Origin of the sequence: Streptomyces lydicus (assembly GCF_001729485.1) — a bacterium.
Classification (GTDB): Bacteria; Actinomycetota; Actinomycetes; order Streptomycetales; family Streptomycetaceae; genus Streptomyces; species Streptomyces lydicus_D.
The window spans coordinates 3,009,308-3,034,823 of the sequence record NZ_CP017157.1 but is presented as its reverse complement, the minus strand read 5'-3'; the positions used below and the strand labels follow the sequence as shown (position 1 = coordinate 3,034,823).

General features: G+C 73.4%; 26 protein-coding genes. 10 read left to right on the top strand and 16 right to left on the bottom strand.

What is annotated here, in order from left to right:
* The first annotated feature begins 57 nt into the window (after positions 1-57).
* Positions 58-978, top strand: coding sequence for an NADP-dependent oxidoreductase (locus SL103_RS13030; RefSeq protein WP_069569009.1), 921 nt, complete (start codon positions 58-60; stop codon positions 976-978).
* 39 nt (positions 979-1,017) lie between these two features.
* Here the strand turns inward: SL103_RS13030 and SL103_RS13025 are convergent, their stop codons facing one another.
* Positions 1,018-2,136 (bottom strand): hypothetical protein, encoded by a 1,119-nt coding sequence (locus tag SL103_RS13025; RefSeq protein WP_244303898.1) that lies wholly within the window; start codon positions 2,134-2,136, stop codon positions 1,018-1,020.
* Positions 2,137-2,206: 70 nt separating this feature from the next.
* Between SL103_RS13025 and SL103_RS13020 the strand changes: the two genes are divergently transcribed.
* Complete coding sequence (locus SL103_RS13020) at positions 2,207-2,950, top strand: histone deacetylase (protein ID WP_208869853.1); 744 nt, start codon at positions 2,207-2,209, stop codon at positions 2,948-2,950.
* Between the two features lies 1 nt (position 2,951).
* On the opposite strand, the gene SL103_RS13015 is transcribed toward SL103_RS13020, so the two are convergent.
* A complete protein-coding gene (locus SL103_RS13015) occupies positions 2,952-3,740 on the bottom strand; it encodes a TIGR01458 family HAD-type hydrolase (RefSeq protein ID WP_069569008.1) in 789 nt (262 codons plus the stop codon).
* Between the two features lie 136 nt (positions 3,741-3,876).
* Between SL103_RS13015 and SL103_RS13010 the strand changes: the two genes are divergently transcribed.
* On the top strand, positions 3,877-5,190 hold the full coding sequence (locus SL103_RS13010; protein ID WP_069569007.1) for a phosphoribosyltransferase family protein: 1,314 nt from the start codon (positions 3,877-3,879) through the stop codon (positions 5,188-5,190).
* A gap of 69 nt (positions 5,191-5,259) precedes the next feature.
* Here the strand turns inward: SL103_RS13010 and SL103_RS13005 are convergent, their stop codons facing one another.
* A complete protein-coding gene (locus SL103_RS13005; protein WP_069569006.1) occupies positions 5,260-5,583 on the bottom strand; it encodes a putative quinol monooxygenase in 324 nt (107 codons plus the stop codon).
* A 111-nt stretch (positions 5,584-5,694) separates the two neighbouring features.
* Positions 5,695-6,615, bottom strand: coding sequence for a hypothetical protein (locus SL103_RS13000; protein WP_244303897.1), 921 nt, complete (start codon positions 6,613-6,615; stop codon positions 5,695-5,697).
* Positions 6,616-6,827: 212 nt separating this feature from the next.
* Here SL103_RS13000 and SL103_RS12995 point away from each other — a divergent pair, with 212 nt between their 5' ends.
* Complete coding sequence (locus SL103_RS12995; RefSeq protein ID WP_244303896.1) at positions 6,828-8,003, top strand: serine hydrolase domain-containing protein; 1,176 nt, start codon at positions 6,828-6,830, stop codon at positions 8,001-8,003.
* A gap of 288 nt (positions 8,004-8,291) precedes the next feature.
* On the opposite strand, the gene SL103_RS12990 is transcribed toward SL103_RS12995, so the two are convergent.
* The 3 genes from SL103_RS12990 to SL103_RS12980 all read right to left on the bottom strand — a co-directional run bounded on the left by SL103_RS12990 (position 8,292) and on the right by SL103_RS12980 (position 12,233).
* Complete coding sequence (locus SL103_RS12990; protein ID WP_069569004.1) at positions 8,292-9,500, bottom strand: 4-hydroxybenzoate 3-monooxygenase; 1,209 nt, start codon at positions 9,498-9,500, stop codon at positions 8,292-8,294.
* A gap of 78 nt (positions 9,501-9,578) precedes the next feature.
* Complete coding sequence (locus SL103_RS12985; protein ID WP_079145716.1) at positions 9,579-10,457, bottom strand: glycoside hydrolase family 16 protein; 879 nt, start codon at positions 10,455-10,457, stop codon at positions 9,579-9,581.
* A 234-nt stretch (positions 10,458-10,691) separates the two neighbouring features.
* Entirely contained in the window at positions 10,692-12,233 is a 1,542-nt protein-coding gene (locus SL103_RS12980; RefSeq protein ID WP_069569002.1) for a hypothetical protein, read from the bottom strand.
* Positions 12,234-12,461: 228 nt separating this feature from the next.
* Here SL103_RS12980 and SL103_RS12975 point away from each other — a divergent pair, with 228 nt between their 5' ends.
* The 3 genes from SL103_RS12975 (at position 12,462) to SL103_RS12965 (ending at position 15,439) form a co-directional block, all read left to right on the top strand.
* On the top strand, positions 12,462-13,799 hold the full coding sequence (locus tag SL103_RS12975) for a PucR family transcriptional regulator (protein WP_244303895.1): 1,338 nt from the start codon (positions 12,462-12,464) through the stop codon (positions 13,797-13,799).
* 325 nt (positions 13,800-14,124) lie between these two features.
* On the top strand, positions 14,125-14,496 hold the full coding sequence (locus tag SL103_RS12970) for an ATP-binding protein (protein WP_244303894.1): 372 nt from the start codon (positions 14,125-14,127) through the stop codon (positions 14,494-14,496).
* Between the two features lie 85 nt (positions 14,497-14,581).
* Positions 14,582-15,439, top strand: a complete 858-nt coding sequence (locus tag SL103_RS12965) for a SigB/SigF/SigG family RNA polymerase sigma factor (RefSeq protein WP_069568999.1) — start codon at positions 14,582-14,584, stop codon at positions 15,437-15,439.
* Between the two features lie 121 nt (positions 15,440-15,560).
* Here the strand turns inward: SL103_RS12965 and SL103_RS12960 are convergent, their stop codons facing one another.
* The 3 genes from SL103_RS12960 to SL103_RS37785 all read right to left on the bottom strand — a co-directional run bounded on the left by SL103_RS12960 (position 15,561) and on the right by SL103_RS37785 (position 16,800).
* A complete protein-coding gene (locus SL103_RS12960) occupies positions 15,561-16,106 on the bottom strand; it encodes a ferritin-like domain-containing protein (RefSeq protein WP_069568998.1) in 546 nt (181 codons plus the stop codon).
* A 257-nt stretch (positions 16,107-16,363) separates the two neighbouring features.
* Entirely contained in the window at positions 16,364-16,630 is a 267-nt protein-coding gene (locus SL103_RS12955) for a DUF4190 domain-containing protein (protein ID WP_069568997.1), read from the bottom strand.
* Positions 16,627-16,800: a hypothetical protein gene (locus SL103_RS37785; RefSeq protein ID WP_099055411.1), complete on the bottom strand. Its 174-nt coding sequence runs from the start codon at positions 16,798-16,800 to the stop codon at positions 16,627-16,629. Before SL103_RS37785 ends, SL103_RS12955 begins: the two co-directional genes overlap by 4 nt.
* Positions 16,801-17,069: 269 nt before the next feature.
* On the opposite strand from SL103_RS37785, the gene SL103_RS12950 reads away from it, so the two are divergent.
* Both SL103_RS12950 and SL103_RS12945 read left to right on the top strand, forming a co-directional pair.
* Positions 17,070-17,705 (top strand): GNAT family N-acetyltransferase, encoded by a 636-nt coding sequence (locus SL103_RS12950; protein ID WP_069568996.1) that lies wholly within the window; start codon positions 17,070-17,072, stop codon positions 17,703-17,705.
* Positions 17,706-17,886: 181 nt separating this feature from the next.
* On the top strand, positions 17,887-19,266 hold the full coding sequence (locus SL103_RS12945) for an MFS transporter (protein ID WP_069568995.1): 1,380 nt from the start codon (positions 17,887-17,889) through the stop codon (positions 19,264-19,266).
* A 108-nt stretch (positions 19,267-19,374) separates the two neighbouring features.
* Here the strand turns inward: SL103_RS12945 and SL103_RS12940 are convergent, their stop codons facing one another.
* The 3 genes from SL103_RS12940 to SL103_RS12930 all read right to left on the bottom strand — a co-directional run bounded on the left by SL103_RS12940 (position 19,375) and on the right by SL103_RS12930 (position 22,566).
* A complete protein-coding gene (locus tag SL103_RS12940) occupies positions 19,375-19,566 on the bottom strand; it encodes a CsbD family protein (RefSeq protein ID WP_069568994.1) in 192 nt (63 codons plus the stop codon).
* 92 nt (positions 19,567-19,658) lie between these two features.
* Positions 19,659-21,632, bottom strand: a complete 1,974-nt coding sequence (locus SL103_RS12935; protein WP_069573660.1) for a helix-turn-helix domain-containing protein — start codon at positions 21,630-21,632, stop codon at positions 19,659-19,661.
* 82 nt (positions 21,633-21,714) lie between these two features.
* Positions 21,715-22,566 carry a 3-hydroxybutyrate dehydrogenase gene (locus SL103_RS12930; RefSeq protein ID WP_432215393.1) on the bottom strand — a complete coding sequence of 284 codons (852 nt, stop codon included), beginning with the start codon at positions 22,564-22,566 and terminating at the stop codon, positions 21,715-21,717.
* Positions 22,567-22,799: 233 nt separating this feature from the next.
* Between SL103_RS12930 and SL103_RS12925 the strand changes: the two genes are divergently transcribed.
* Positions 22,800-23,339 carry a hypothetical protein gene (locus tag SL103_RS12925; protein WP_069568992.1) on the top strand — a complete coding sequence of 180 codons (540 nt, stop codon included), beginning with the start codon at positions 22,800-22,802 and terminating at the stop codon, positions 23,337-23,339.
* Between the two features lie 18 nt (positions 23,340-23,357).
* Here the strand turns inward: SL103_RS12925 and SL103_RS12920 are convergent, their stop codons facing one another.
* From SL103_RS12920 to SL103_RS12910, 3 genes are all read right to left on the bottom strand, one after another.
* Complete coding sequence (locus tag SL103_RS12920; protein ID WP_069568991.1) at positions 23,358-23,855, bottom strand: NUDIX hydrolase; 498 nt, start codon at positions 23,853-23,855, stop codon at positions 23,358-23,360.
* A 113-nt stretch (positions 23,856-23,968) separates the two neighbouring features.
* Positions 23,969-24,571 carry a hypothetical protein gene (locus tag SL103_RS12915; protein WP_069568990.1) on the bottom strand — a complete coding sequence of 201 codons (603 nt, stop codon included), beginning with the start codon at positions 24,569-24,571 and terminating at the stop codon, positions 23,969-23,971.
* Between the two features lie 61 nt (positions 24,572-24,632).
* Positions 24,633-25,436: a glutamate racemase gene (locus SL103_RS12910; protein ID WP_079145715.1), complete on the bottom strand. Its 804-nt coding sequence runs from the start codon at positions 25,434-25,436 to the stop codon at positions 24,633-24,635.
* Between the last annotated feature and the right edge of the window lie 80 nt (positions 25,437-25,516).

Genomic DNA, 25,516 nt, shown 5'->3' with positions numbered 1-25,516 from the left:
CCATCACTGGTGTACGGTCCATGGGACCAAGTCCCATCACTGGCCAGGAGTGCACCGATGAGCAGAGCTGTCCGGTACCGGCGTTTCGGCGGTCCCGAAGTACTCGAACTGCAGGAGATACCCGAGCCGCACGCCGCACCGGACGAGGTTCGCGTCCGGGTCACAGCCGCCGGGCTGAATCCGATGGATTGGCAAATCACCACACGGCCCGACATGGCGGCGCGGTTCGGCATCACCCTGCCGGCCGGGTTCGGCAGCGACTTCGCCGGAGTGGTGGACGAGGTGGGCGCCCGCGCCACGGGATTCGCGGCCGGCGAGCGGGTGTACGGGGCCGCGATCGGCCGGTCCGTCGCCGATTTCGTGCTGGTCAAGACACCCGCGGCAACGCTGTGGCGCACCCCGGAGGGCGTCCGTGACGAGGTGGCGGGCACGCTTCCGGTGTCCGGTCTGACGGCCTCCGCCGCGCTCGCCGCGATCGGGCTCCGGGCCGGGGACACCGTCCTGATCGGTGGGGCGGCGGGTGGCGTGGGCGTCTTCGCCGTGCAGCTGGCGAAGCTTGCGGGGGCCCGGGTGCTCGGCACCGCCTCCGAGGGCACGTTCGGATTCCTGCGCGGGCTCGGCGCCGAACCCGTGGCGTACGGCCCTGGCCTGACGGACCGGGTGCGGGCCCTGGCGCCCGAGGGCATCACCGCCGCAACCGACCTGTTCGGAAGGGAGGTGGTCGAGACCGCGCTCAAGCTCGGCGTGGCACCCGAGCGGATCTCCGTCGTAGCCGACGGCCCCGCAACGCCGCCCGGTGTGCGCAAGGCGGGCGCCCTCGATGCGGGGCCGGGCGCCCTGGAACGGATCGCCGACGCCATCCGTTCCGGCGAGATCACGGTTCCGATCGCGGCGACCTTCCCGGTCGAGCGGATTCGCGAAGCCGTGACGACGCAGGCCGAGAGGCACGTTCACGGCAAAATCGTGGTCGCACTGTGAACCGGCGGAAGGTGGAGCGGCGTTTGAGGACGGGCCCGCTCACTCGTACATCACGTACTCGGGCCGCGGCTTGAGCCGCAGCACCTCCTTGGGCGTCATCAGGCGGCTGCCCTTGGCGTCCTCCTCGTAGAAGAGCTTGAAGCCGGTGTGCACGCCGTCGGGCAGGCCGCGCACCAGCTGCCGCCAGGTCCCGCGCTTCAGGCCCGGCGAGCCGATGCCGTCGGCGCTCTTGATCAGCGCCACCCCCGGCTGCGGCTCCAGCGCGGACTGCTCGCGCACGACGGAGGTGGCGACCTGGTGGAAGACCAGGGGTTTCTCCGGCAGGTCGTGCTCCTTGACGAGCCCCGAGAGGTAGCGCGCGACACCGGTCAGCTCATGGCCGTCGGTCCGCCCGTAGGTGTTCCCCGGCACCTGGCCGGCGGCCATCTCCCACTCGGGGTCGAGCGCGATCCCCACGTCCGGGTGGACCAGCCAGTCACGCAGCGCCTTGACCTCGTCGAGCACCGAAGCGCGCCCCGGCTGGATGTTCAGCAGCAGCAACGCCTTGTGCCGCCGCGCGAGTTGGTGGAAGCGGCGCACGGTCGCCGCGGGCGTCCGCGAGCGGTAGCTGCCGTCCGGGCCGGGCGAGGAGTTGGCGACCACGGCCAGCAGTTCGAGGACCGGCAGCGGCTCGCGCCCCGCGGCGTACGAGCGCGCCACCTTCTCGATCTCGGCCGCCCGCTCCCCGGGATCGCCGATGCCGAGCCGGCCGAGCGCGGTGGCACCGGGCAGGCCGCAGAACCCCACCAGCCGGTAGCGGGGGAACAACTCCCGCCCGCCCCGCGGGAGTTCCGGCCGCCGGTGCGGGGGCGTCGGACTGCCCGAACGGCCCGGCGCGGCAGACCCGGACCCGGACGGCCCCGGCGTACCGGACCCGCGGGAGGGTGAGCGTCCCGCACCCCCCGGCGAGGGCGCGGCGGTCCGCGCGGGGTCCTGGCCCGGGGAGCGGGAGGACGCCTCCCCGCACCCCGTCAGCAGTCCGAGCCCCACCGCCGCCGTCGCGGTGAGCATCCGGCGCCGGCTCGCCGCGCGCGGTATGTCCCCGGTCCGTCCTGTTGCCTCGGCCTCGTCCGCCACACTGCCTCCGTCCTTCGGTACGTCCCTCCGTCCAGTGCGCATCTCCACACCGTGCGCGGCAAAACCCGCGGCGGGACGGGAACCGGACCGGGCGCTCGCGTACCGTGCGGGAGTGATCCGGCCCCGACGTCTCGATGTGCTCGACGGCAGCCCGGAAACCGTCGACGCGCTGCGCCGCGCCCCGCGGGTCTGGTACGCCGCGTACGGCTCCAACATGCATCTGCGGCGGCTGACCTGCTATATCGCCGGCGGCCGGCCGCCGGGCGGGCTGCGCGACCACCCGGGCTGCCGGGACCCCCGCGGCCCGGCCCGTACGGCCGCGGTCATGCTGCCCGGCCGGCTGTACTTCGCCACCGAATCGCAGGTGTGGACCGGCGGCCGGGCCTTCTACGACCCGGCCCGCGGACCGGGCCGCGCCGGCCGGGGCGGCGACGGTCCGGCCGGTACGACGCCCGAAGTGCCCGCCCGCGCCTACCTCCTGACGGCGGAACAGTTCTCCGATCTCGCCGCCCAGGAGATGTACCGCGAGCCGGGCGAGGACCTCGACCTGAGCGAGGTCCTCACCCACGGCCGCGCCCGGATCGGCCCGGGACGCTACGAAACCCTGGTGTGCGCCGGGCTGCTGGACGGCGCACCGGTGCTGACCTTCACCGCCCCGTGGAGCGCCGACGACGGCACCGTGCGCCCCAACCCGCCCGCCGCCGCCTACCTGGCACACCTCGCGGCCGGCATCGTCGAAGCCCACGGGTGGAGCCCGCTCCGGGCCGCCGCGTACCTGGCGAGCTGCCCGGGCGCCCGCGGCCACTGGACGGCCGCGGACATCGCGGCCCTGCTCAGCACGCCCGGCACGTCGTAGGTCACAGCCCGAGCAGCGCGGGCAGCTCCGCGAAGGAATCGAGCACCTCGTCCGGAGTACCGTCGGCCTCCCGGAGGGTCTCCGGCTGGAACTTGCCGGTCCGGACGAGGACGCCGGTGATCCCGCAGCGCTGGGCCGCCAGCACATCGGACTCGATGTCGTCGCCCACCATCAGCGTCCGGGAAGCGGGCACGCCGAGGTGCGCCAGCGCCGTGGCGAAGAACGCCCCGGAGGGTTTGCCGGTGACCTCCGCCTCGACCCCGGCGGCCCGTTCCAGCCCCGGGAGGAAGGCCCCGGTGTCCAGATCCAGCCCGTCCGCCGTGCGCCAGTACAGGTTCCGGTGCATGGCCACCAGGCGGGCGCCGCACCGCAGGCACCGGAAGGCGGTGTTGAGCGCCGCATAGCTGAACTCCTCCCCCGCCCCGCCGAACACCACCACGTCCGCGGCGGGCTCCGGCATGCCCGGCGGCACGATGTCCACCCCCGCGAGATCGTCCGCCACGTCGCCGCTGCTGATCAGCAGACATCGTGCGTCCGGATGGTGTTCGCGCAGATAGCGGGCGGTGACGGCGGGGGCGGTGAGGATGTCCTCGGGGCCGACCGGGAAGCCCTCGTCGGCCAGTTTCCCGGCGATCCGAGCCCGGGTCCGGGAGGTGGTGTTGGTGACCAGGGCCAGCGGGAGGCCCGCGGCCCGCAGCCGTTCCAGGGCCCGGACGGTTCCGGGCAGCGCCCGCCACGACACCGTGAGCACACCGTCGATATCGATCAGCACCGCTCCGATTCCGTCCATACGCCGACGGTAACCAGCGCTGCCGCCGACGGGCGTGCACCGGCCGCCCGACTTGCGATGTTCCGGCATCTGGGGTTATTTCGAAATTGAGGTGTGGACGTGGCTTCCTCTCCCCTGAGTAGGGGGTGCACACACTGTGCTGTTCACCGACCGTACGGATGCGGGGCAGCGCCTGGCCGAAGCGCTACGGCACCTGGAGGGGGAGGATCCGGTCGTGCTGGGGCTGCCGCGCGGCGGCGTCCCGGTCGCGTACCAGGTGGCCCGGGCGCTGGGGGCGCAGCTCGACGTGATCGTGGTCCGCAAGCTGGGGGTCCCCTACCAGCGCGAGCTGGGCTTCGGCGCGATCGGCGAGGGCGGGGTCCGCGTGATCAGCGACGACATCGTGCGCCGCGGCCGGCTGGAACAGGCCGACCTGGCCTCCGTGGAGCACGCCGAGGCGGCGGAACTCGCACGGCAGGCGCACCGGTTCCGCGACGGACGGCCGCGGCTGGACCTGGCGGGGCGTACCGCGATCGTGGTGGACGACGGCATCGCCACCGGCGCGACGGCGGCGGCCGCGTGCGAGGTGGTACGGGCCCAGGGCGCGTCCCGGGTGGTGCTCGCGGTCCCGGTGGCGCCACCGGACGCGGCGCAGCGGCTGCGGGACGCGGCCGATGAATTCGTCTGCCTCTCCACCCCGTTCGGCTTCTCCGCCGTCGGCGAGTGGTACCAGGACTTCTCCCAGACCCCCGACGACGAGGTGGTCTCGCTGCTGGCCCGGGCCGCGGACGGGACGGCCGCGGACGGGATGGACACCGGGGCGGCGACCGGGCCCGCGGACGCCGACGTGGCGGAGGAGGTGGCCATCGACGCCTGCGGGGTCCGGCTGACCGGGGACCTCAATCTGCCCGCCGGCGCCAAGGCCATCGTGATGTTCGCCCACGGCTCGGGCAGCAGCCGGCACAGTCCGCGCAACCGCCATGTCGCCGAGGCCCTCAACCGGGCCGGTCTGGGCACGCTGCTCTTCGACCTGCTCACACCGGCGGAGGAGGCCAACCGGGCGAACGTCTTCGCCATCGAGACCCTCGCCGACCGGCTGACCGACGCCACCGAGTGGCTGCGCGGCCGGGCCGCCGTACCGATCGGCTACTTCGGCGCCAGCACCGGCGCCGCCGCGGCGCTGCGGGCCGCGTCCGCCCCCGACGCGGACATCGGCGCGGTGGTCTCCCGTGGCGGGCGCCCGGACCTCGCGGGCCCGCTGCTCGCCGGCGTACGGGCGCCGACGCTGCTCATCGTCGGCGGCAACGACCCGCAGGTGCTCGACCTCAACCGGGAGGCCGAGGCGGCGCTGCGCTGCGAGTCCCACCTGGAAGTGATCCCGGGCGCCACCCACCTCTTCGAGGAGCCCGGCGCCCTGGACCAGGTCGCGGAACTCGCCCGGGACTGGTTCCTGGGGCACCTGGTCGGGTAGGGCCGGCCGGAGGTGCCGCGGGCGGGTCCCCGTGCCGTGGACCTGCGGGGTCCGGCGTCGGTCGACGGATCAGTCGATGGTGATCTCACCCATCGCGCTCCAGCCGTCGGCACCCTCGATCGTGGTGCTCACGATGTCGGGGGTACGGCGCAGCAGGGGACGCATGGTCTCGATCCCGGCGCGGAAGTGGTCGGAGTTGACGTGCGCCTCGGCGGCGTCGTCCCGGAACGCCTCGACCAGGACGTAGGTGTCCGGCTCCTCCAGGCTGCGGGACCACTCGAACCACAGGTTGCCGGGTTCGGCGCGGGTGGCGCGGGTGAAGGCTTCGACGTGCCGGGGCCACTCCTCGGTGTGCTCGGGCTTGACGGGGAACTTGACGACGATGAAGATCATCCGCCGATTCTAGGACACCTGGTTATATCTGCCGCCAACCGGGGCATACCGCCCAGGTTCCCCGGCCCTTTCGAGCCCTCCGGGGCCCTCTCCGCGCTTCCCCGCCACCCCTTACCCTCGCACACCGGGCTCCGCCGACGGCGTCCGGCTCAGCGACCTGACGAGCACTACGCCGACGACGATGAGTCCGACGCCGAGCCAGGTCGGGCCCGCGTCGAGGGCGAGGACCAGGATGCCCACCGGGGTCAGATAGCCCGCCAGGGGCACCAGCAGGGCGCTGAGGGGCGGCTCAGGAGGCCCGGGCAGGCCGCGTTCGCGCAGCGCACGGGCACGGACGACGTCCGGGTACCAGCGCGTGAACTGGAGCGCCACGATGATGGCCGCGATCTGGATGACCCAGCCGGTCCACAGGTTGTTGGAGTTGTGCAGGACCAGGTCGCCGTAGGCACCGGCGAGCGCCGCCACCGCGAAGGCCGCGCCCCAGGCTCCCGTGATGAGGTAGTTGGTCCGCAGGAACAGCGGATCGCTCCAGCGCTCGCGGGGAACCTGCTCCCGGACGTACTGGATGGTGAAGGGCACCCCGACGGCCATGGATCCCAGCGCGATCACCGTCAGCGCGATGTTGGAGACCTCGCCCGAGTAGTTCTCCAGCCAGCCGATCGTGCCCTGCGAGGCGAACACGCCGATCACGGCCATCGCCGCGAAGAAGACCACATCGGCGACTTCCAGGATCTTCAGGGAACTGCCCCGGTGGCGGACCCGCCCGAGGACGACGAGGGCCACGGCCAGGGCGAGGGAGATCCCCACCGCCAGTTCGTAGCGGCCCGGGCCGACGAGCACCGACATCGCGATCCACGGCGACATGCCCACGACGGGGCTGTCGAGCAGCTGCGCCAGCCGGCCCTCGTCGGCCGACGTGCCTCGGCCGGCGTCGGCGGGCGCACGCCGGCCGGCGTCGACTGACAGGTCCCGGCCGTCGTCGACAGGCTCGCGCCGGTCGCCTTCGGCGGGCTCGTTGCGGCCCAGTGACATGGCAACAGACTCCTTCGGAAGGAGTACGTCATTCCACGCTAGAGCGGGAAAGGGCCGCCCTCCACCCGAGACGGCGCCGGGCGGTCTCGGGGGCGGGTCGGGGACGGCTCAGGGGCGGGTCAGGGAAAGCCCTGACGGCAGGACGGCGGGGAGACGGAAAGCTGTGAGCCATGAGTCAACAGCGTTCTTCTTCCTTGTCACGCAGGGCAGTTGTGGGGGTCGCGCTGTCCGGTGCGGTGCTCGCCGCGACGGCGGGGCCCGCGCGGGCCGCCGCACGCCGGCCCGCGCCGCGGCCGGCGGCCGGGCCGGCCCGTCCTCCGGTGCCGCCGGCCGCACCCGTCCCTCCGCTGAACGCCCCCGCTCTCCGGGCCGCCCTGAGCGACCTGGAGCACCCCGAGCTGACCGCCGCCCAGCTGCGGGTGAGCGGCTCGGCGGGGCGGTGGTACGGCACCGCGGGCGTCGCCGACCGGGCCACCGGCCGGGCGGTCGAGGCGCGGGACACCTTCCGCATCGGCAGCATCACCAAGGTGTTCGTGGCGACGGTGGTGCTGCAACTCGTCGCGGAGGGGCAGCTGCGGCTCGAAGCGCCGGTCCAGCGCCATCTGCCGGGCCTGCTGCCGAGCGGCTTCCCGCCGATCTCGGTGCGCCAGCTGTTGAACCACACCAGCGGGCTCCCCGACGAGGAGGGTGGGCCGGACCTGTCCACCCCCGAGGCCATCGCCCGGCACCGCTACGACCGGTGGACGCCGCGGCAGATCGTGGCGATGGTGGCGCACGGCTCGGTGAAGTTCACCCCCGGCACCGCGCAGGAGTACCGCGGCATCAACTACGTGCTGCTGGCGCTGCTGATCGAGCGGCTGACCGGCCGGCCCTACGGCGAGGTGATCGGGCATCGCCTGCTGCGCCCGCTGAGCCTGCGGCACACCTCCCTGCCCGGCGACGACCCGCGCCTCCACGGGCCGCACGTGCACGGCTACCTGAGGATGACCGACGGGTCGCTGCTGGACATCACCGACTACGACCAGACGGAGGCATGGGGCGAGGGCGAAATGGTCTCCACGACCGGTGACCTGGACCGCTTCCTCACCGCCCTGTTCTCCGGCGAACTCCTGCCGCCCCGCGAGCTGGAGGCGATGTTCACCCTCCCCCCGGACGACGTACGGATGGTTGACGGCAGCCCCGCGCGCTACGGAGCGGGACTGCAGACCGTGACGATGAACGGCGTGACCTTCTGGGGCAAGACCGGTGAACGGTACGGCTACGCCTCGGCCATGGTCGCCACCCGGGACCAACAGCGCCGCGCCGTCCTCTCGTTCAACCCGACCCACCGCGATGCGAGCCAGCTTCAGGCGACCCTGCGGATAGCCGAGGCCCTGACGAAGCCCTGACGGCAGCCCGACGGCGCCGACGGGCGGGGCGGGAACGGCCCGGTGACAAACGCCGTGGGCCCCCGCGCCCGTACGCGTACGTACGGGGGCGGGGAGCCCACGGATGCCTTGCCGGCCGAGGCCGCTCAGGGTTTCGGCTTCAGCACTGGGGCCGCTTGCCGTGGTTGGCTCCCTTGCGGCGGGCCTTCTTCTTACGACGGCGCTTCGAGGACATGGCGTCTCCCTTCTCCGTATCTCAAAGATCTTTCGCGGAATTTCTACCACTTCGCAGCGGCACCTCGTCCAGTGTTACAGGTCGGCTTCCTCGCCGAGGTACAGGCCGGCGAACGCCCTCGCGGCGGTGTCGGAGCCCAGCAGGCGCCGCAGCCGGGCCGATGCCGTACCGGCCCGGAAGCGGTCGCCGGAGGAGGCGCCGTGCAGCACCTCGGACAGCCACTGCGAGAACTCCAGGTACTGCCAGACCCGGCGCAGACACGCCTGGGAGTAGCCGGCCAGGCCGCTGTCGTCGCCCCGGTAGTGCGCGATCAGCGCGTCGGCGAGCAGCAGCGCGTCGTTGAGGGCGAGGTTCATGCCCTTGGCGGCGATCGGCGCGACCAGATGCGCCGCGTCGCCGGCGAGGAGGAGCCGACCGTACGTCATCGGCTCCACCACGTAGTTGTGCATGTCCAGGACCACCTTTTCGAGCAGTGGCCCTTCGGTCAGCGGCCGGGCGCCGGCCGCCGCGAGTCGGGTGTGCAGCGCCTCCCACACCCGTGCGTGCGGCCAGTTGGCGGCGTCCTCCCCGGGGGCGACCTGGAGGTAGTAGCGGGTGACCTCGGGGCTGCGCGCCATGTGCGCGCCGAACCCGCTCCCGTGGATGCCGAAGACCACCCCGTCCGCGGACGGCGGCGCCTCGGCGAGCAGCGCCAGCCAGGCGACACCGTGGTCGTAGCGGGTGAGCAGGGTCTTCCCCGCGGGTATCGCCGCCCGGCTCACCCCGCGCGCCCCGTCGCAGCCCGCGATGAAGTCGCACTCGATACGGTGCCGTACGCCGGTCGCGGGGTCGGTCCAGGAGACCGCGGGCCGCTCCCCGTCGATGTCGTGCAGCCGCACGTCCCGGACGCCGAAGCGGGCGTCGCCGGCCGCCCGGTCCACGTACGACGCGACCAGGTCGGTGACCAACAGGGGCTGCGGATAGACGAAATGACGCCGTCCCGGCAGCTGTGCCGTCGGGACGGTGTGCCGCTCACCGTCGAAGCGGAACTCGAACTGCCCCTGCGTCTCGGCGCGTTCGAGCAGCCGGTCGGCCAGGCCGCGCCGGTCCAGCGCGCGCACCACCCACTCCTCGATGAAGCCCGCGCGGGGCCGCTGCTCGACGAACTCCCGGCTCTCCGCCTCCAGCACCACGCAGTCGACACCGGCGGCGCGCAGCACATTGGCCGTGGTCAGCCCGGCGGGTCCGGCACCGATGATGACGACCGAGGTGCGCAGGAGGACGGGTTCGGCAGGAGAGGACACGGCGCGCGTTCCCTTCGGAGCGGGGAGCAAGATCGCACGCAGTATGTCGGGTGGCGTCGCGGCCCCCTCCGGCGGGCCTCAGTGCTGCCAGACCCGTACGTAATCGACCTTCATGTCCCCGGGCAGTACGGTCGGGCCGCCGAGGGCCGACGACACGGTGTGATTCATGATCAGGTACTGCGGGGAGCTGGTGACGCCCGAGGCGATCCGGCCCACCTTCACACCGTCGTAGTAGTAGGTGACGCTGCCGGGCTCCCAATCGGAGGCGAACGTGTGCCAGCCGGTGTGATTCCCGGCCGCGCAGTTGCCCGGGCCGCCCGAAGGCGAATGGAAATGGAAGCAGGCGTTGCCGCCCAGGCCCTCCATGGTGTCGTTCTCGCCGTCCGCCGGCCAATTCTCCCCGTTGGACCACAACGCCGGCCAGTTCGCCATGCGCGTGCCGCTCGGCGGAATGTACGCCCGCCATTCCACGAGGCCGTAGCGGTAATGGAACTTTCCGTTGGAATTGACCAGCGACCCGGTATTCGGCTTTGCCTTGCCGTCGCAGGTCGAGGGACGGGCGGACGCCTTCAGGTGCAGCGCGCCGTCGCCGGGCAGGGAGACCTGGCGTGAGTCGTAGCACGCCTGCTCGTCGCCGTTGATCGGGGCGGTGACCCCGGACCCGAACCATCCGGGTGTCCAGGTGTCCGCGAGCTTCGTCCCGTTGAATTCATCGGCGAATTTCTTCGTCCACTTACCGGCCACCCCGGTCGGCCCGGCCGCCGCGGCCCGCGGCGCGGGGGCGGGCTGTGCGGGCTGTGCGGGCTGTGCGACGGCTTCGGCGATTGCGGGAACGGCTACGAGTGCACCGGCGGCGAGTGCGGTCGCCGCCACCTTCAGACGATTCACGATGTCGTGACGCCCCTCTCGGACAATCCCCCAATCGACACGGCCGATCTCATGGAACGGGGCCTGCAATCAATTGCTTGATCACTCACCGACCGGCATGCCACGTTCTTCGGAATAGGGAGATCCACAGGGGAGATCCACATTCCTCGATCAGCCATCTGGGCAAATACCAGGCATACACGGACAGGCCAGTCATTCACCAGTTGTCGCGGTGTGATGTGCGAGGTATCACAGCCGCGGCCCCCGCCGTGGGGGCGCCCGCCCCGGCCCGGAAGCCGGTCGGACGCCCCCTCCCCCGCCGGCTCAGGCCCGCGGCAGCTTCCCGCGCCCGAAGAGCTTGCGCTCGTCGTGCAGGGCGAACGGCGTGGTCCGCAGATCGACGACCTGGATGCCGAAGATCTTCAGCTGGAGCATCAGCTGGGTCCGCAGGTCGTAGCCCGCGCTGAGGGCCCATGCCGGGGCGCCACCGCCGGTGGCCGCCGCCGCACGTCCGGTGAGGTGGACGGACAGATCGCCGCCCACGCCCGCCGTGTCGTAGAGGAACACCTCGGCCCGGGCCCCGATCCGGGCCGTCGCGGAGGCCGCGCCCTCGACCCGGGGCGTGGCGCCCTTGGTCTGCTGCTGCGCCGTGTGCAGCGGCTGCCACCCGTGCGCGCGGTCGTACTGCGCGCCGACGGCGAACGACCCGGAGGTGCGCTGGTCGGCGTCGAGCACGATCCGCCCGCCGGCGGTGAAGCGGTAGGTGAAGGTGACCTCGGTGCTGACCACCACGGGCACCGGGCCCACCCAGAAGACGTGCCGCCCGGTGACCGCCGCCAGCGGCACCGCGACCTGCCCGGTGTCGGCGACACCGCGCACCTTGCCGTGCACCTGCCAGCCGTAACTGTAGGAACCGCCGAGCCCGACGGCCGCGCGCTCCGGCAGCAGGTTCAGCCCGCCGCGCCGGTCGTAGCGGAAGATCAGCTCGGGCCGGAACGACACCTCGCCGGAGAGCCGGGCCCGGGACTTGTCGGTCGCCTCCACACCCTTGGGCAGCGGCACGTCGACACCGAGCCGCAGCGCGCCCAGCCCCTTCGCCGCGCCGGCCGGCAGCGCCCGGCGCACGGACGTGTGCGTGGCGCGCGTCCTCGTAAGGCCCGACCGGGCACCGGGCACGCCGGACGCGGAGGCCGACGGGCTCGGCGAACCCTCGCCCGGCGCGTCACCGGAGCCGGCCGGAGCGGTCGCCCCGTCGGACGGCCCGCCCGCACCGCCGGACGGCGTGGGCGATGCCTCACCGTCCCGGCCGGGAGCGTCGGACGGCGTGCGTACCGTGACACCGGCGGACAGCGGCCGCACGCTGAGTTCACCGCCGCGCAACACCGCCCGGCGGTCCACCTTCCGGTCGCCCAGCACCTCGGGAAGCGTCGCCGGGACGGTGGTCACCCGTACCTCACGGCCCCGGGAACCGGTGACCTTGTCCACCTTGAACAGCGCACCGGAGGGGGCGTGCCGGTTCGGCGCCGCCGCGATGACATCGCCCGTGCGCACGACCCGGCCGGCGGCCGGTTCCAGCACCGCCCGCCGACCCCGGGCGTCGTACGACGAGAGCCGCACGGCGGTCGAACCCCCGGAACCGGAGGGCGCGTTGGACGGCTTGGCGACGACAGCGGCGCCCTCCGGGCCGGTGGCTGCGGCGTCGTCCGGCACCGCCCCCGGGGCCGCGGGCGCGGAGGGCTGCGCGCCGGCCGTCGAGGGGCCGGCGTCCCCGGAGTCGGAGAGCAGGGCGTGGGTGCCGAGGGCGGCAGGGACGAGTACACCGAGCGCGGCGGCGGGCACGGCGATACGACGCCAGGAAACGGCCATGGAAATCCTTGCTGAGGGGGGTGGGGTGAGAAGCCGCGTCCCGCGCGGCGGACGGATCGGCGACCGCGCACAGGCGGGGTTCCGGCGACCGCACGGAAACGGTTCCCGACGACCCCACGGACTTCGTCCAAGTTCGAACATCTGTAGGGGTTCGGGCGGCTTCCTCGTAGCATGGCGACGAATGATCGCTTTCGCCATGGGGAAAGACACCGAGTCGGGAGGGGACGGGTGGAGAGTTCCACAAAGGTGCCGGAGGCCGTCGCCGCCCTGCACGCCGGATTCGACGCCCTCAGCGACGACGTCGTCGAGGGCCTCCGCGCCCAACTCCCCTCCTACGCGGCGCTGTCGGCGGACCGCCTCCGGCCGCGGGTGGCGGCGGCCCTGCGCAACGGCCTGACGCTGGTGCAGCGCTGGTCCGACGAGGCCCGCCGGTCCCCCCGGGGCGCCGCGAGCGGTGGCGACCGGACGTACGAACTCCCCGCCGGGCACCTCGACGAGGTGACCGCCCTGGCCGGCTCCTTGCCCGTCGAGGACATCATCTCGGCGTACCGCATCGGCTCGGAGATCGTCTGGCGGCGGTTCGGCGAGGAGATGGCGGCCCGGCACGCCACCGCCGAGGACCTGCTGCCGATCGCCGAGACGCTGCGCGCCTGGGCCAACGCCACCACGTTGCGCATCGTCCGCAGCTGCGGAACCGGCAACCGGGACCGGACGTCGACGGACCGCGGACGAGCCGCGCTGGTCCGCGCGCTGCTGCTCGGCGAGGCACGACCGGACGCCCCCGGTGACGGGTCGGTCGACGCCGCGTACGACGGGAGCGTCCTCCGCACCCCGTTCCGCGCACGACTGCCGCACCTCCCCGGGGCCGACGTCGCCGGCCCGGTACCCACAGCAGGGGCCGGCCCCGGGGCGGCGGCCCGCCACTCCCCTGCCCCGGCAGGCTCCGGAGACGGCGTGCTGGCCCGCGCCGTCGAGCTGCTGCGCCCCTGGCTCGCCCTGGACGCCGCGGGCCGGCCCCTGGTCACCACCGTGGACGGGGATGCGGCGGGGCTGCTGGCCGGGCGACCTGACGGACTGTGCCGCGGCCTGGTCGTCGGGCTGGGCGCCCCGGCGCCCGCGTCCGGGGCCGCCGCCGAATTCACCCACGCCACCCAGGCCCTGCGCGCGGCCGTCGGCTCGGGACTCACCGGCGTCCACACCCGCGAGGAGCTGGGCCTGCGCGCCACGGTCGTGGCGATGCCGGCCGTCGGCGAGGCACTGGTACGGCTGCGCCTGGCCCCGCTGGCCGAACGGGGCGAGGAGGGCGCCCAGTTGGAGGAGGCCGCGGCCGCCTACCTGCGCCAGGGCATGCGCCTGGAGGCCGCCGCACGCCTCCTGTACGTCCACCCCAACACCCTGCGCAACCGTCTCCGGCGCTTCGAGGAGTGCACCGGAACCAACCTGCGCGACCCGGCCGACCTCGCGGAGATCTGGTGGGCCCTGACCCACCGACGGGTCCACGGACCGGCGCCCGACGACGCCCCGCAGCCGCCCGGCAACGTGAAGGCGGTCACGCCGATCCGGTGAAGGCCGCCGCGCCGTTCACGTGAACGTGGTCACGTGAAGGAGGTCACGCGACCGCCCCGGCGCCCCGGATCACGGGCCGGCCCCGCCCCGCTCCGCACGCACCTTCCGCTCAAGGTGGCACCCTCCCGCGCCGTTCCCGGTACGCTCCCGGCGCCACCCCGTCGCCCCGGGATGACCGGGCCGATATGCCCTTTACCGCCCCGAGACGCTCGGCAGGCGCGAGGATGGTGAAAAATCAATGACTGGCGGCGAACCCGCACCGGTACCGGGCGGGCAGGCGAAATACGACAACTCGCCCGAATGTTCCATGAGGAGGTGTGAAACGGTGACAAAGGCAGTGGAGAGACCGGCGACGGCAGCGCAGGCGCGCGATCGCGTACACGCCCTCCTGCACTCCCGTCCCGAATCCCTCGACGAGGTGGTGCTGACGGATGCCCTGCTGATCACTTCGGAACTGGTCACCAACGCGCACCGGCACGCGGGTGGTGTGACCGCCTTCACCGCGCGCATCACCGACGACCGGCTCGAACTCCGCGTCGAGGACGCCAGCCCGCAGCTCCCCGCCACCGCCTCCCGCCACCGACCCGGCGACATCGGCGGCTACGGCTGGCCGATGGTGTGCCAACTCGCCACGTCCGTCGACATCGTGCACACCGCTCACGGCAAGGCCATCCACGTCACCCTGCAGTTGCGATGACGATCAATTGGTCGGCATGACCTGACCGCGACGGGGTAGGCGGGCGCTGTGGCACCCGCGAACGTCGAGTGCACAGGGAGGCGTGATGACCACCGTCGTGAGTGACACCGCGATCGAGCAGCGGACCGAGCCGACCACGGACCTTCCTGAGGTCCGGTTCCCGGCCGAGGTGGCGCCGGCGGACGCGCGTGAGCTGTCCAAGCAGTTCTTCGACCGGCTGCAGGACCTCGAGGAGGGCACCCACGCGTACCAGTACGCGCGCAACACGCTCATCGAGATGAACATGTCGATGGTCCGCTACGTGGCCCGTCGCTACCGCAACCGCGGCGACGACATGGAGGACATCGTCCAGGTCGGCACCATCGGCCTGATCAAGGCCATCGACCGCTTCGACCTCACTCGCGAGGTGGAGTTCTCCACCTTCGCCATCCCCTACATCCTCGGCGAGATGAAGCGCTTCTTCCGGGACACCGGATGGGCCGTGCACGTCCCGCGCCGTCTGCAGGAACTCCGCAGCGACCTGGCGAAGGCCAAGGAACAGCTGCACAACAAGCTCGACCGCGACCCCACCGTCCATGAACTCGCGACCCATCTGAACCTCTCGGAGGACGAGGTCATCGAGGGCATCGTCGCGGCCAACGGCTACACCGCCGGCTCGCTGGACACCCCCACCGACTCCGCCCCGGCCGAGCAGAGCCGTACCGTCGCCGACCTCATCGGGGAAGAGGACCCGGCGATGGAGAAGGTCGAGAACCTGCAGACCCTCGCACCGCTGATGGAGAAGCTGGACGCGCGGGAGCACCGCCTCATCGAGCTGCGCTTCGGGCAGGAACTCACCCAGGCGGAGATCGGCGCGGAACTCGGCGTCTCCCAGATGCACGTCTCCCGCCTGCTCAGCCGCACCCTCGGCAAGCTCCGCGCCGGCATGCTCACCGAACGCTGACGCCGGACGCCGACCGGAACCGCGGCCGCAGCCGCGGCCCGCAGCGGCCCACACGGCAGGGCGGGCGCCCCGACCCCCGGGGCGCCCGCCCTGCCGTATCCCCTGCGGGCCACCTGGCTCATCAGCGCCTGGCGTCCTGGGGAATCCGCTCCAGCAGCCCCCGCAAATCGTCCGCGTGCTCTTCCTCCTGCGCCAGCAGATCCTCGAAGACCCGCCGGGTGGTGGGGTCGCCGTCCCCGAGCCATTGGGCGATTTCGGTGTACGCCGCGATGGCCACCCGCTCGGCCACCAGGTCCTCCTTGATCATCTCCACCAGGTCGGCACTGGCGTCATAGCTCGCGTGCGCGCGCTGCGTCAGCGTGTCCGGGTTGAAGTCCGGCTTGCCACCCAGCTGAACGATGCGCTGGGCCACCCTGTCGGCATGCTCCTGTTCCTGTGCGGCGTGCTCCAGGAACTCCGCCGCGACCGGCTCCGAATACAGCCCGGAAGCCGTGTAGTAGTGCCGCTTGTACCGCAGCGTGCACACGATCTCGGTGGCGAGCGCCTCGTTCAGCACCTGCAGCACCCGCTCCAGGTCAGCCCCGTACGCATCGGTGACCGGGCCCTTTTCGATCTCTTGGCGTGCCCGCTCCCGGAGCGTTTCGATGTCGGTGAGAAAGTCAGCCATGAAATTCTTCCGTTTCCACTCGACGTTTTTGAATTTCTCATCGGGCGGACCGGAACCGCCAGTTCGGCAGGCGCGCTGCGGCCCGCCAGAATTCCGGCTGCCCGCCGGTCGCAATATTTGCACGGGAAACGGGGCCGAACGCAGCGGGCCGCCGATGCGTCAGCCGATCAGCCCAGGCGGCCGCCGGCAGCGCCCTTCCCACCGGGCAGAGCTGCCGCCGGTCCGGGACCCCGGCCGGCCGGGGTCCCGGACGCGGCTCACAGATGCCAGCTGACGCTGCCGTCGACCGACGACAGCACCACCAGCAGCACGATGTCGATCACCCCGAAGGCCACCCCCAGCCAGGCACGCAGCCTGCGGATCGTGCCGCGGGCCAGCGCGAGCACGCCGAAGAGCACCGCGCAGGGGCCGAAGAAGACATTGAAGACCAGGACGCCCACCAGTCCGCAGACGAACGCGGCAACGGCCATACGGTCCGCCTGAGGATGCGGACCGGTCTTCAGCGGAATCCAGGTGGAGGTCATCGGCGGGCCTCCTTGAGGGAGTTGGTCGACTTACGGCGTTCCCGCAGGAAGAACACGACCAGCCACGCGGCGACAACAATGCCGGCGGTCACGGTGACGGGCACGGGAACGTGCCCCGCGGTCCCCAGCAGAACACCGAAAAGGAAAAGAGCTACAACCAGGAAGAGCATGGTGACCTTTCCTATGGGGCCGGCAACACATCCGCCGGCCCGAACGGACACCTGCCGCTCCGTTGCGGCGGCTTTCACCTCTCCGCGTACCCGTTCCGCCCCCTGGTATTGACACCATTTCAGCAGCGCCGTGGGGCACGCGCGGCCCCCTCGCAACGCTCGCTCCGGGTAAACCGGATGCCGCGGTCCACGCGGGCGATGTAATGTGCTATCTCGATGAGTGGCTATTACATGGTCGTCGGTGACGGCCATGGCTTCGGGAGGGCCTGATGGTGGCAGAGATGGTCACGACCTGGGTGGCGGGCTGGGCCGTGTCGCGGCGGACGCCTCCGCCGGTCGCGAAGCCCTGGGGGTACTACATCGAGGTGGCCGACAACCCCGACGAGGTGGGACGCCATGTCCTGCCCGAGACCGCGGAGTCGTGGGTCCGCAGCGCCGCCGCCTCGGTGTCCGTGCCGCGTACCTGGATGAAGATGCCCGCGGAGCCGGCGGAGATCGAGCCCTGGCTGCCCCGGGGGTGGGTGGTGGCCTGGGAGGACACCGGACACCTGATGGCGGTCGACCTGACGGCCACGCACCCGGTCGCCCCCGAGGGGTACACCGCGACCGTGGAGTCCGTCGGCGCCGTCACCTGCGTCCGGGTGCGGGACGCGGCGGGCGAGCAGGCGGCCCAGGGGCGGATGGCGGCCCTCGGGGAAGCCGTGGTCGTGGACGGGATAGTGACGGCGGCGGCCCATCGGCGGCGCGGGCTGGGCGACTTCGTGATGCGTACGCTCGTCGACCGTGCCGTGGCGGACGGCGCGGCCCTCGGCGTTCTCGGCGCGACCGACGCCGGGCGCGCGCTGTACGAGACGCTCGGCTGGAAGAAGCACACGACGCTGGCCGAGTGCGTCTACCGGCCCTGAGACCGGGAGCGCCGGCCGGGCGTGAAAGAGGCGCCGGGGCGGGCGGCCGGGGCGGTGTCATGGGGCCCGCCCGCATACCCCGCCGCTGAAGTATGGCGTCCCACCACATGGGCCAGTGACCTGCGGGTTCCTACGTTGTGCCGACACGTTTCCGCTGTTTTCCCGCCTGGAAGTGGTGCACATGGCCCGCGCAGCAGCCGCTCCCCCACCGTCCGCCAACCTCCGGCGCATCGTCGCCGCGAGTCTGATCGGCACCACCGTCGAGTGGTACGACTTCTTCCTCTACGGGTCGGCCGCCGCGCTGGTCTTCAACAAGCTGTTCTTCCCCGGCTCCGACCCGCTCGTGGGGACCCTGCTGTCCTTCCTCACATACGCGGTCGGGTTCGCCGCCCGGCCCGTCGGGGCGCTGGTCTTCGGGCACTACGGGGACCGCCTGGGGCGGAAGAAACTGCTGGTGCTGAGCCTGCTGATGATGGGGGGCGCGACGTTCGCGATCGGGCTGCTGCCCACGCACGCCACGGTGGGTACGGCGGCTCCGGTGCTGCTGACCGCGCTGCGGCTGGTGCAGGGGTTCGCGCTGGGCGGTGAGTGGGGCGGTGCGGTGCTGCTGGTGTCGGAGCACGGTGACGCCCGGCGCCGCGGGTTCTGGGCGTCGTGGCCGCAGACCGGCGCGCCGGCCGGGCAGTTGCTCGCCACCGGTGTGCTGTCGCTGATGACGGGGCTGCTGCCGGCGGCGTCGTTCGCGTCCTGGGGGTGGCGGGTGCCGTTCCTGCTCTCCGGCGTCCTGGTGGTCGTCGGGCTGTGGATGCGGCTGTCGGTCGACGAATCCCCCGTCTTCCGGGCGGCGTTGGAGCGTGCCGAGGCACGTCGGGCGGCCGGCGCGGCGGTGGAGAAGATGCCACTGGTCGCGGTCCTGCGGCACCACTGGCGCGAGGTGCTGACCGCGATGGGCGCGCGGATGGCCGAGAACATCTCGTACTACGTCCTCACGGCCTTCGTGCTCGTCTACGCCACCTCGCACACCGGGCTGTCCCAACAGACCGCGCTGAACGCGGTGTTGATCGCCTCGGCGCTGCACTTCGCGGTGATTCCGGCCTGGGGCGCGCTCTCGGACCGGATCGGGCGCCGGCCGGTCTATCTGCTGGGCGCAGTCGGCGTCGCCGCCTGGGCGTTCCCGTTCTTCGCGCTGGTCGACTCGCGGAACTTCGGGCTGCTGCTGCTCGCGGTGAGCGTGGGCCTGGTCTTCCACGGTGCGATGTACGCGCCGCAAGCGGCATTCTTCGCCGAGCTGTTCGCGACGCGGATGCGGTACTCGGGTGCCTCGATCGGCGCCCAGTTCGCGTCGGTGGCGGCCGGTGCGCCCGCCCCGCTGATCGCGACCGCGCTGCTCGCCGACTACGACAGTCCGACCCCGATCGCCCTGTACGTCATCGCCGCCGCGCTGCTCACCCTGCTCGCGGTGGGTGTGGCGCGGGAGACCCGCAGCCGGGACCTGGCGGCGGTCGAGGAGGCTCCGGCAGGGGCGGCCGCGTCGCCGCCCGTACCGTCGGCGGGGGCCTGACCGGCGAAGGGTCGGGCCCCGGCGGGGCCTGATGTGCGGCGGGGGCGCGGCGGGCCGTGGGACGCTCCGGGAGACGGGGCAGCCGGCCCGCCACGCCCCCGCCGGACGTCAGCGCCGCTTGTCCTTCAGGGAGTCCTTCATGCCCTGGAGGCTCTCCTTGGCGTCCTCCATGGCTCCCTTGGCCTTGCCCTTGGCGTGGTCGGTGCGGCCCTCGGCGCGCATCCGGTCGTCGCCCATGGCGTCGCCGGCCTTCTGCTTGGCCTTGCCCTTCATCTTGTTCATCGCGCTGTTGTCACCCATGGCGAACTCCTTTGTCCGGGGGAAGCGGAGGGGAAACTCCGGGACCACGCTGCCGCAGCCCGGCGTGTCGCGCACCCGGAGCGGACGCCCCGTTACTCCTCCGTTTCGCGCGTCACGGCGGCGGAGAGCTGGTGCAATCGCAGCGCCAGCTGGAGCTCCAGGGCGCGGGCCGGGGTCTGCCAGTCGGGGCCCAGCAGCCGCCCCACCCGCTCCAGCCGCTGCGCCACGGTGTTCACATGGACGTGCAGCTCGTCCTTGGTGCGGGCCGGGCTCATCCCGCAGGCGAAGTACGCCCCGAGGGTGCGCAGCAGTTCCGTACCGCGGCGGGCGTCGTAGTCGGCGACGGCACCCAGCGTGCGGTGGACGAAGCCGTCCACGTCGCGGGTGTCGGCCAGCAGCAGTCCGAGGAAGCCGAAGTCGGCGGCGGCCGCCCCCTGTCCCACCCGGCCTAGGGCGCACAGCGCCTCCCGGCAGCGCCGGGCCTCCGCGTACGCGTCCGCGACCGCGGCGGGCCGGGCGGCGGGGGCCGCTACCGGGGCCGAGGCGCCGACGGTGACGGGCACGTGCAGCGCGGTGCCGAGCCGGGCGGCGATCTCCCGCGCGGTGCGCGCCGGGTCGCCGTCGGGGTCCAGCGGCAGCAGCAGCACCGCTCCGCCGTCGCGTACGGCGGCCAGGCCGTGGCGGGTGGCGGCGAGGTGGGAGGCCGCCGACCACAGGCGCCGGCGGTCGGTGCCGTCGGGGCGGGGCGGGCCGTCGCCGTCGGCCATTCGCGCTCCGGACATCCGCGCGGCCAGCACCACGTGCGGGGCGTCGAGGTCGGCGCCGACCCGGGCGGCGCGTTCGCGCAGCAGCCGGGGATCGCGGGCGGCGGAGTCCAGGAGGTCGTCCAGCAGCTCGCCGCGGACCCGCTGCTCGGCCTCGCCCGCGGTCCGGCGGGCGAGCAGCAGCAGCGAGGTGACCATCGCGGCCCGCTCCAGGGTCCGCTGGTCGACCGGGTCCAGCGCCGGGTGGCCGCGCAGCACGAGGGCGCCGAGCACCTCCCCGCCCGCCCGGACCGCGGCGACCCAGTCGGCACCGTCCCGTACGGCGTGCCCGTCGGCGCGCGAACGGTCCAGGGCGGCGGCCGGTGCCCGGCCGGGCTCGGTGAACTCCACCTCGCCGTCCAGGACTTCGGCCACCGCGTCCGCGACGTCCTGGACGCCGCCGCCGCGCAGCACCAGTTCGGTCAGCCGGTCGTGGACGCCCGAGGCCCGCTCGATGACCGCACTGCGGTCGCGGATGATCTCGTTGGCGGCCTCCAGTTCGGTCAGCGTCTTCCGGGTCTCGGCGAGGAGGTTGGCGGTGTCGATGGCGACCGCGGCGTGCGCCGCGTGTGCGGCGAGCAGCGCGACCTGGCCGGGTTCGAAGACCCGCTCGCGGCGGTCGGCGGCGAACAGCACGCCGATGACGCCGCTGCCGAGCAGCAGCGGCACCCCGAGGATCGCCACCAGCCCCTCGTCGCGGACGCTCGAGTCGATGGTGCGGGTGTGCCGGAACCGTTCGTCGTGGAAGTAGCTGTCGGTGACGTACGGGCGGGCGGTCTGGGCGACGAGTCCGCCGAGGCCCTCGCCCATGGCGAGCCGCAGCTGCTGGAAGCGCGCGGAGACCGAGCCGTCGGTGACCCGCATGTAGGTGTCGCCGGCGGCGGGGTCGTTGAGGGTGAGGTAGGCGACCTCGGTGCCGAGCAGGGAGCGGGCCCGGCGGACGATCGCGCGCAGTACGGCGTCCAGGTCGCGCAGCCCGGCCAGGTCGTGCGCGGTGGCGTACAGCGCGGAGAGCTCGGCCTCACGGCGCCGGCGGTCCTCCAGTTCGGTGCGGACCCGCAGCGCGAGGAGCTTGGCCCGCTCCAGGGCGGCGAGCCGCGCGGCGGCCGCGCCCCCGGCACGGGCCCGCAGCACCGGGCGCTCGTACTCCTCGGCGGCGGCGCCGGTGGCCAGCAGTCCGAGGAACGGGGTCTCGGCCGGGTCGTGGTCGGATGCGTCCGCGGGTGCGGGGCCGGGCGCGGCAGCCGGCTGGTCGTGGGGCATGGTCACAGGCATACCTTCGGGTCGTCGCGGCGCGCCAGCCTCCGGGACCCGCGGACGGGCCGTGGGGCCCCGGGGAGGCGGCTCAGTGCGCGGTCCAGCCCCCGTCGAGCACGAGCGAGGTGCCCGTCACGAACGATGCCTGCGGGGTGCACAAGTAGGCGACGGCCTCGGCGACCTCCGCCGGTTCGAGGAGCCGCTTGAGGGCCGTGTCGGCGAGCAGGATGTCGGTCACGACGCGCTCCTCGGGGATGCCGTGCGCCGCTGCCTGGTCGGCGATCTGCCGCTCCACCAGGGGCGTGCGGACATAGCCGGGATTGACGCAGTTGCTGGTGACGCCGTGCGGGGCGCCTTCCAGCGCCGCCGTCTTCGACAGGCCCTCCAGGCCGTGCTTGGCCGCCACGTACGCGGACTTGAACGGGGAGGCGCGCAGCCCGTGCACGGACGAGATGTTGATGACGCGGCCCCAGCCCTGCGCGTACATGTGGGGCAGGGCGCCGCGCAGGAGCCGGAACGGCGCCTCCAGCATGACGGTCAGCACCTGGTGGAAGACCTCGGGCGGGAACTCCTCAATGGGCCGGACGAGCTGGATCCCGGCGTTGTTGACCAGCAGGTCGGTGCCGGCCGCGGCCTGCTCGGCGGCGTCCAGGTCGGTGAGGTCCAGCGGCCGGGGTTCGATGCCGCCCGGCGCGCCGGGCGGCAGGTCGGCGGCGAGGCGGGTGAGGCCGGTCGCGTCCCGGTCGACCGCGCGGACGGTGGCACCGGCCGCCGCGAGCCGCAGGGCGCAGGCGCGTCCGATGCCGCCGGCCGCGCCGGTGACCAGGGCGGTGCGGCCGGTGAGGTCGAGGGCCACCGGCCCGGGGAGACCCGGGGCACCCGCTGCGGCCGGCGTGGTGGGGGCTCCTGGGGAGTCGGGGGTTCCTGAGGCACCGATCATGGTCATGCCCGCACCCTAGGCAGCGGGCGGGCCGGCACCGATGTGCCACGGCCCCACACTTCGCGGTGCGACTGTGGCGCGCGAACACGTCAATGGCGCTCCCCCACCGCCCCGGGTGGCCCGACACGCGCCTCACCCGAACGGCCGCCCCGGATCGACGCCCCGGCGCGGGCCTCCTAGCGTCGTACGACGCAGCATGCCGACTGCGCACCGCCGCCACGAGGGAGTACGCCATGCGGAGGCTGATCGCCGTACCGACCGTGCTGCTCGCCCTGGCCACCGCGGGCTGCGGGGCGGAGGAGGGCGGCGAGGCGTCGACCGCCGCGCCGTCGTCCGCCGGTACGGACCCGCAGCGCTCCGGCGCCCCGTCGGTGCCGGTGCCCGGGCAGTCCGTGCAGTGCGGCGACATCGCGGACGTGCTGAGCGAGGGGGAAGACGTCACGCTGTTCGCGGATCCGGGGGCCGACGGCACGGTGGGCTGCGCGGAGGCCCGGGACGTGATGGCGGAGTTCTTCCTCCGGGCGCCGCAGGAGTCCGGCGACGGCCGGGGGACGCTGTCCGTGCGCGGCTGGCTCTGCCAGTACGAGAGCGGCCCCACCGGCACCTGGGTCACCAGCTGCCGCAAGGGCAAGCGCGAGATGCACACGGAGGAGGCGTCCGGGCAGGGTTCGGGGCCGTCCGAGGACCCGGGCAGCCCGGACGGGTCCCAGCTGCCCACGCTCCCCGGCGACCCGTCGGCCCCGGTGGGCGAGCCGTCGACGGAGGAGCTGTGAGCCCCTCGGGGGTGTCCCCTAGGAAGGCTGGGCCGTAGGCGCGGCGTCCAGCCCGTGGATCCAGGTCGGGCCGCCCTCCACGGCGCGCCGGATGCGGGTCAGCGCGTACGCGTCCAGCTCCGGCAGGGCGTCCAGGGCGAACCACCCCACCTCCAGCGACTCGTCGTCGTTGACCCGGGCCTCGCCGCCGGTCGCGCGGCAGCGCAGCGTGACGTCCATGAACTGGCAGACGTCGCCGTTGGGGTAGCGGATGGGCGGCATGGCCTCGACGAGCACCACCCCCTCGGGGACGACGCGGACCGCGGTCTCCTCGAAGACCTCGCGGACCGCGGTCTCGGCAGGCTGCTCGCCGGGCTCCGGGATACCGCCGATCACCGACCAGCCACCGGTGTCGACCCGCTTCCCCAGCAGGACCCGGCCCTCGTCGTCGAGGACGACGGCGGTCACCCCGGGCAGCCACAGCAGCTGCCGGCCGATGGACTCGCGGAGGTCACGGATGAAGTCGGGGGTTGCCATGCCCCCGACCCTACGGGACCGGTCCCGTGGGGAAGGACCCGGAAAGACCCCCCGTCCCGGTGCGGGGAGCCGTTCCCACGCCGGGCCCCACGCGAAGCCGCCCGCCGGGGCCCTCAGGCGCCCGCGGGGAAGCCCTTGCGCGTCCGCAGGAAACGGTGGATGGCGCGGACGCCGTCCTCGGCGTCGTCGACGGTGATCGTGAAGGTACGCCCGTCGCCGAGCCGGAGCACCAGGCCCTCACCGCGGCGTACGACCACGGCGGTGCCCTGTTCCGGGCGCCAGCGGTAGCCCCAGCCGCCCCAGTGGCGGGGGGTGACCTGCGGCGCGAAGTCGGCGCCGACGACGGTGTCCAGGGGGATCCGGCGGCGCGGCACCCCGATGTGGCCGCAGCGCACCTCGAGGCACTCCCGGTCGACCCGGACCGCGACATGGACGAAGGCGAGCGTGCCGAAGAGCACCAGCAGCCCGGCGGCGACGCAGCCGACCACCGACATCACCAGGGGTGCCAGGCCGGTGGTCCAGCTGCTGTCGACGGCCAGCTCGATGCCCAGCGCCAGACAGGCCGCGCCCACCGCGGCCAGCAGCCACTGGACGCGGTTGGTGGCGCTGCCGCGCCAGACGTCGGGGAGCTCCGCGGAGGAGCCGCCGGCCCGGGTCCGGCCGTCGCCGCCGTGCTCGTCGGGGGCTGCTGCCCCCTCGTGGGGGTGGTCCCTCATGAGACGCAGCGTACGCGTCTTTGCACGCTACGGCAGGACGTCAACGGGCCTGCCGCGCCGCTCAACGGGTCAGCGCGTCCGCGGTGTCGGCGGGCGATCCGGCGAGCATCCTGCCCTCGGCGTACGCCAGCGCCTCGGCCGGCAGGGAGCCGGGCCGGCCGCTGAGGAGCACGGTGACGCGGCCGGTCGGGGCGGCCGCGGGCGCCGGCTCGGCACCGATGCGGCGCAGCGCCTGGGCGGCGACGGCCTCGGCGGAACCGTGCAGGACGAGCGCGGGGGCGCCGGGCTGCTGGAGGGCGGCACGGATCCGTTCGGCGACCAGCTCGTAGTGGGTGCAGCCCAGGACGACGGTGCGCACGTCTTCCGGGGTGCGCTGCGCGGCGACGGCGACGGCGGCGTCGATGGCCGCCTCGTCGGCCTGCTCGACCGCGTCGGCCAGGCCCGGGCAGGGCACGCCGGTGACGTCCACCCCGTGTGCGAAGCGCTCGATCAGGTCCCGCTGGTAGGGGCTGCCGGTGGTGGCGGGGGTGGCCCAGATGGCGACCGGGCCGCCGCCGGCCGCGGCGGGCTTGATCGCCGGGACCGTTCCGATCACCGGGACGGCGGGCTCCAGCTCGGCGCGGAGGGCGGGCAGGGCGTGGACCGACGCGGTGTTGCAGGCGACGATCAAGGCGTCGGGGCCGTGCGCGGCGGCGGCGCGGGCCACGGCCAGGGCGTGCTCGACGACGTCGTCGGGGGTACGCGGGCCCCAGGGCATGCCGTCGGGGTCGGTGGAGAGGACCAGATCGGCGTCCGGCCGCAGTCGCCGCATCGCAGCGGCCGCCGGCAGCAGCCCGGTCCCGGAGTCCATCAGCGCGATCTTCACCCGGACACTTTATCGGGCCCGACGTCCCACTTGTCATACCGGGCGGGGCCGTGCGGGACACGTACGGCCGGGCGGGCCGG

Coding starts and splice junctions, on each gene's coding strand:
- SL103_RS13030 (WP_069569009.1), top strand. CDS start 58: ATGAGCAGAGCTGTCCGGTACCGGCGTTTCGGCGGTCCCGAAGTACTC.
- SL103_RS13025 (WP_244303898.1), bottom strand. CDS start 2,136: ATGCGCACTGGACGGAGGGACGTACCGAAGGACGGAGGCAGTGTGGCG.
- SL103_RS13015 (WP_069569008.1), bottom strand. CDS start 3,740: ATGGACGGAATCGGAGCGGTGCTGATCGATATCGACGGTGTGCTCACG.
- SL103_RS13005 (WP_069569006.1), bottom strand. CDS start 5,583: ATGATCTTCATCGTCGTCAAGTTCCCCGTCAAGCCCGAGCACACCGAG.
- SL103_RS13000 (WP_244303897.1), bottom strand. CDS start 6,615: ATGTCACTGGGCCGCAACGAGCCCGCCGAAGGCGACCGGCGCGAGCCT.
- SL103_RS12980 (WP_069569002.1), bottom strand. CDS start 12,233: ATGGCCGTTTCCTGGCGTCGTATCGCCGTGCCCGCCGCCGCGCTCGGT.
- SL103_RS12965 (WP_069568999.1), top strand. CDS start 14,582: ATGACCACCGTCGTGAGTGACACCGCGATCGAGCAGCGGACCGAGCCG.
- SL103_RS12960 (WP_069568998.1), bottom strand. CDS start 16,106: ATGGCTGACTTTCTCACCGACATCGAAACGCTCCGGGAGCGGGCACGC.
- SL103_RS12955 (WP_069568997.1), bottom strand. CDS start 16,630: ATGACCTCCACCTGGATTCCGCTGAAGACCGGTCCGCATCCTCAGGCG.
- SL103_RS37785 (WP_099055411.1), bottom strand. CDS start 16,800: ATGCTCTTCCTGGTTGTAGCTCTTTTCCTTTTCGGTGTTCTGCTGGGG.
- SL103_RS12950 (WP_069568996.1), top strand. CDS start 17,070: ATGGTGGCAGAGATGGTCACGACCTGGGTGGCGGGCTGGGCCGTGTCG.
- SL103_RS12945 (WP_069568995.1), top strand. CDS start 17,887: ATGGCCCGCGCAGCAGCCGCTCCCCCACCGTCCGCCAACCTCCGGCGC.
- SL103_RS12940 (WP_069568994.1), bottom strand. CDS start 19,566: ATGGGTGACAACAGCGCGATGAACAAGATGAAGGGCAAGGCCAAGCAG.
- SL103_RS12935 (WP_069573660.1), bottom strand. CDS start 21,632: ATGCCCCACGACCAGCCGGCTGCCGCGCCCGGCCCCGCACCCGCGGAC.
- SL103_RS12930 (WP_432215393.1), bottom strand. CDS start 22,566: ATGATCGGTGCCTCAGGAACCCCCGACTCCCCAGGAGCCCCCACCACG.
- SL103_RS12925 (WP_069568992.1), top strand. CDS start 22,800: ATGCGGAGGCTGATCGCCGTACCGACCGTGCTGCTCGCCCTGGCCACC.
- SL103_RS12920 (WP_069568991.1), bottom strand. CDS start 23,855: ATGGCAACCCCCGACTTCATCCGTGACCTCCGCGAGTCCATCGGCCGG.
- SL103_RS12915 (WP_069568990.1), bottom strand. CDS start 24,571: ATGAGGGACCACCCCCACGAGGGGGCAGCAGCCCCCGACGAGCACGGC.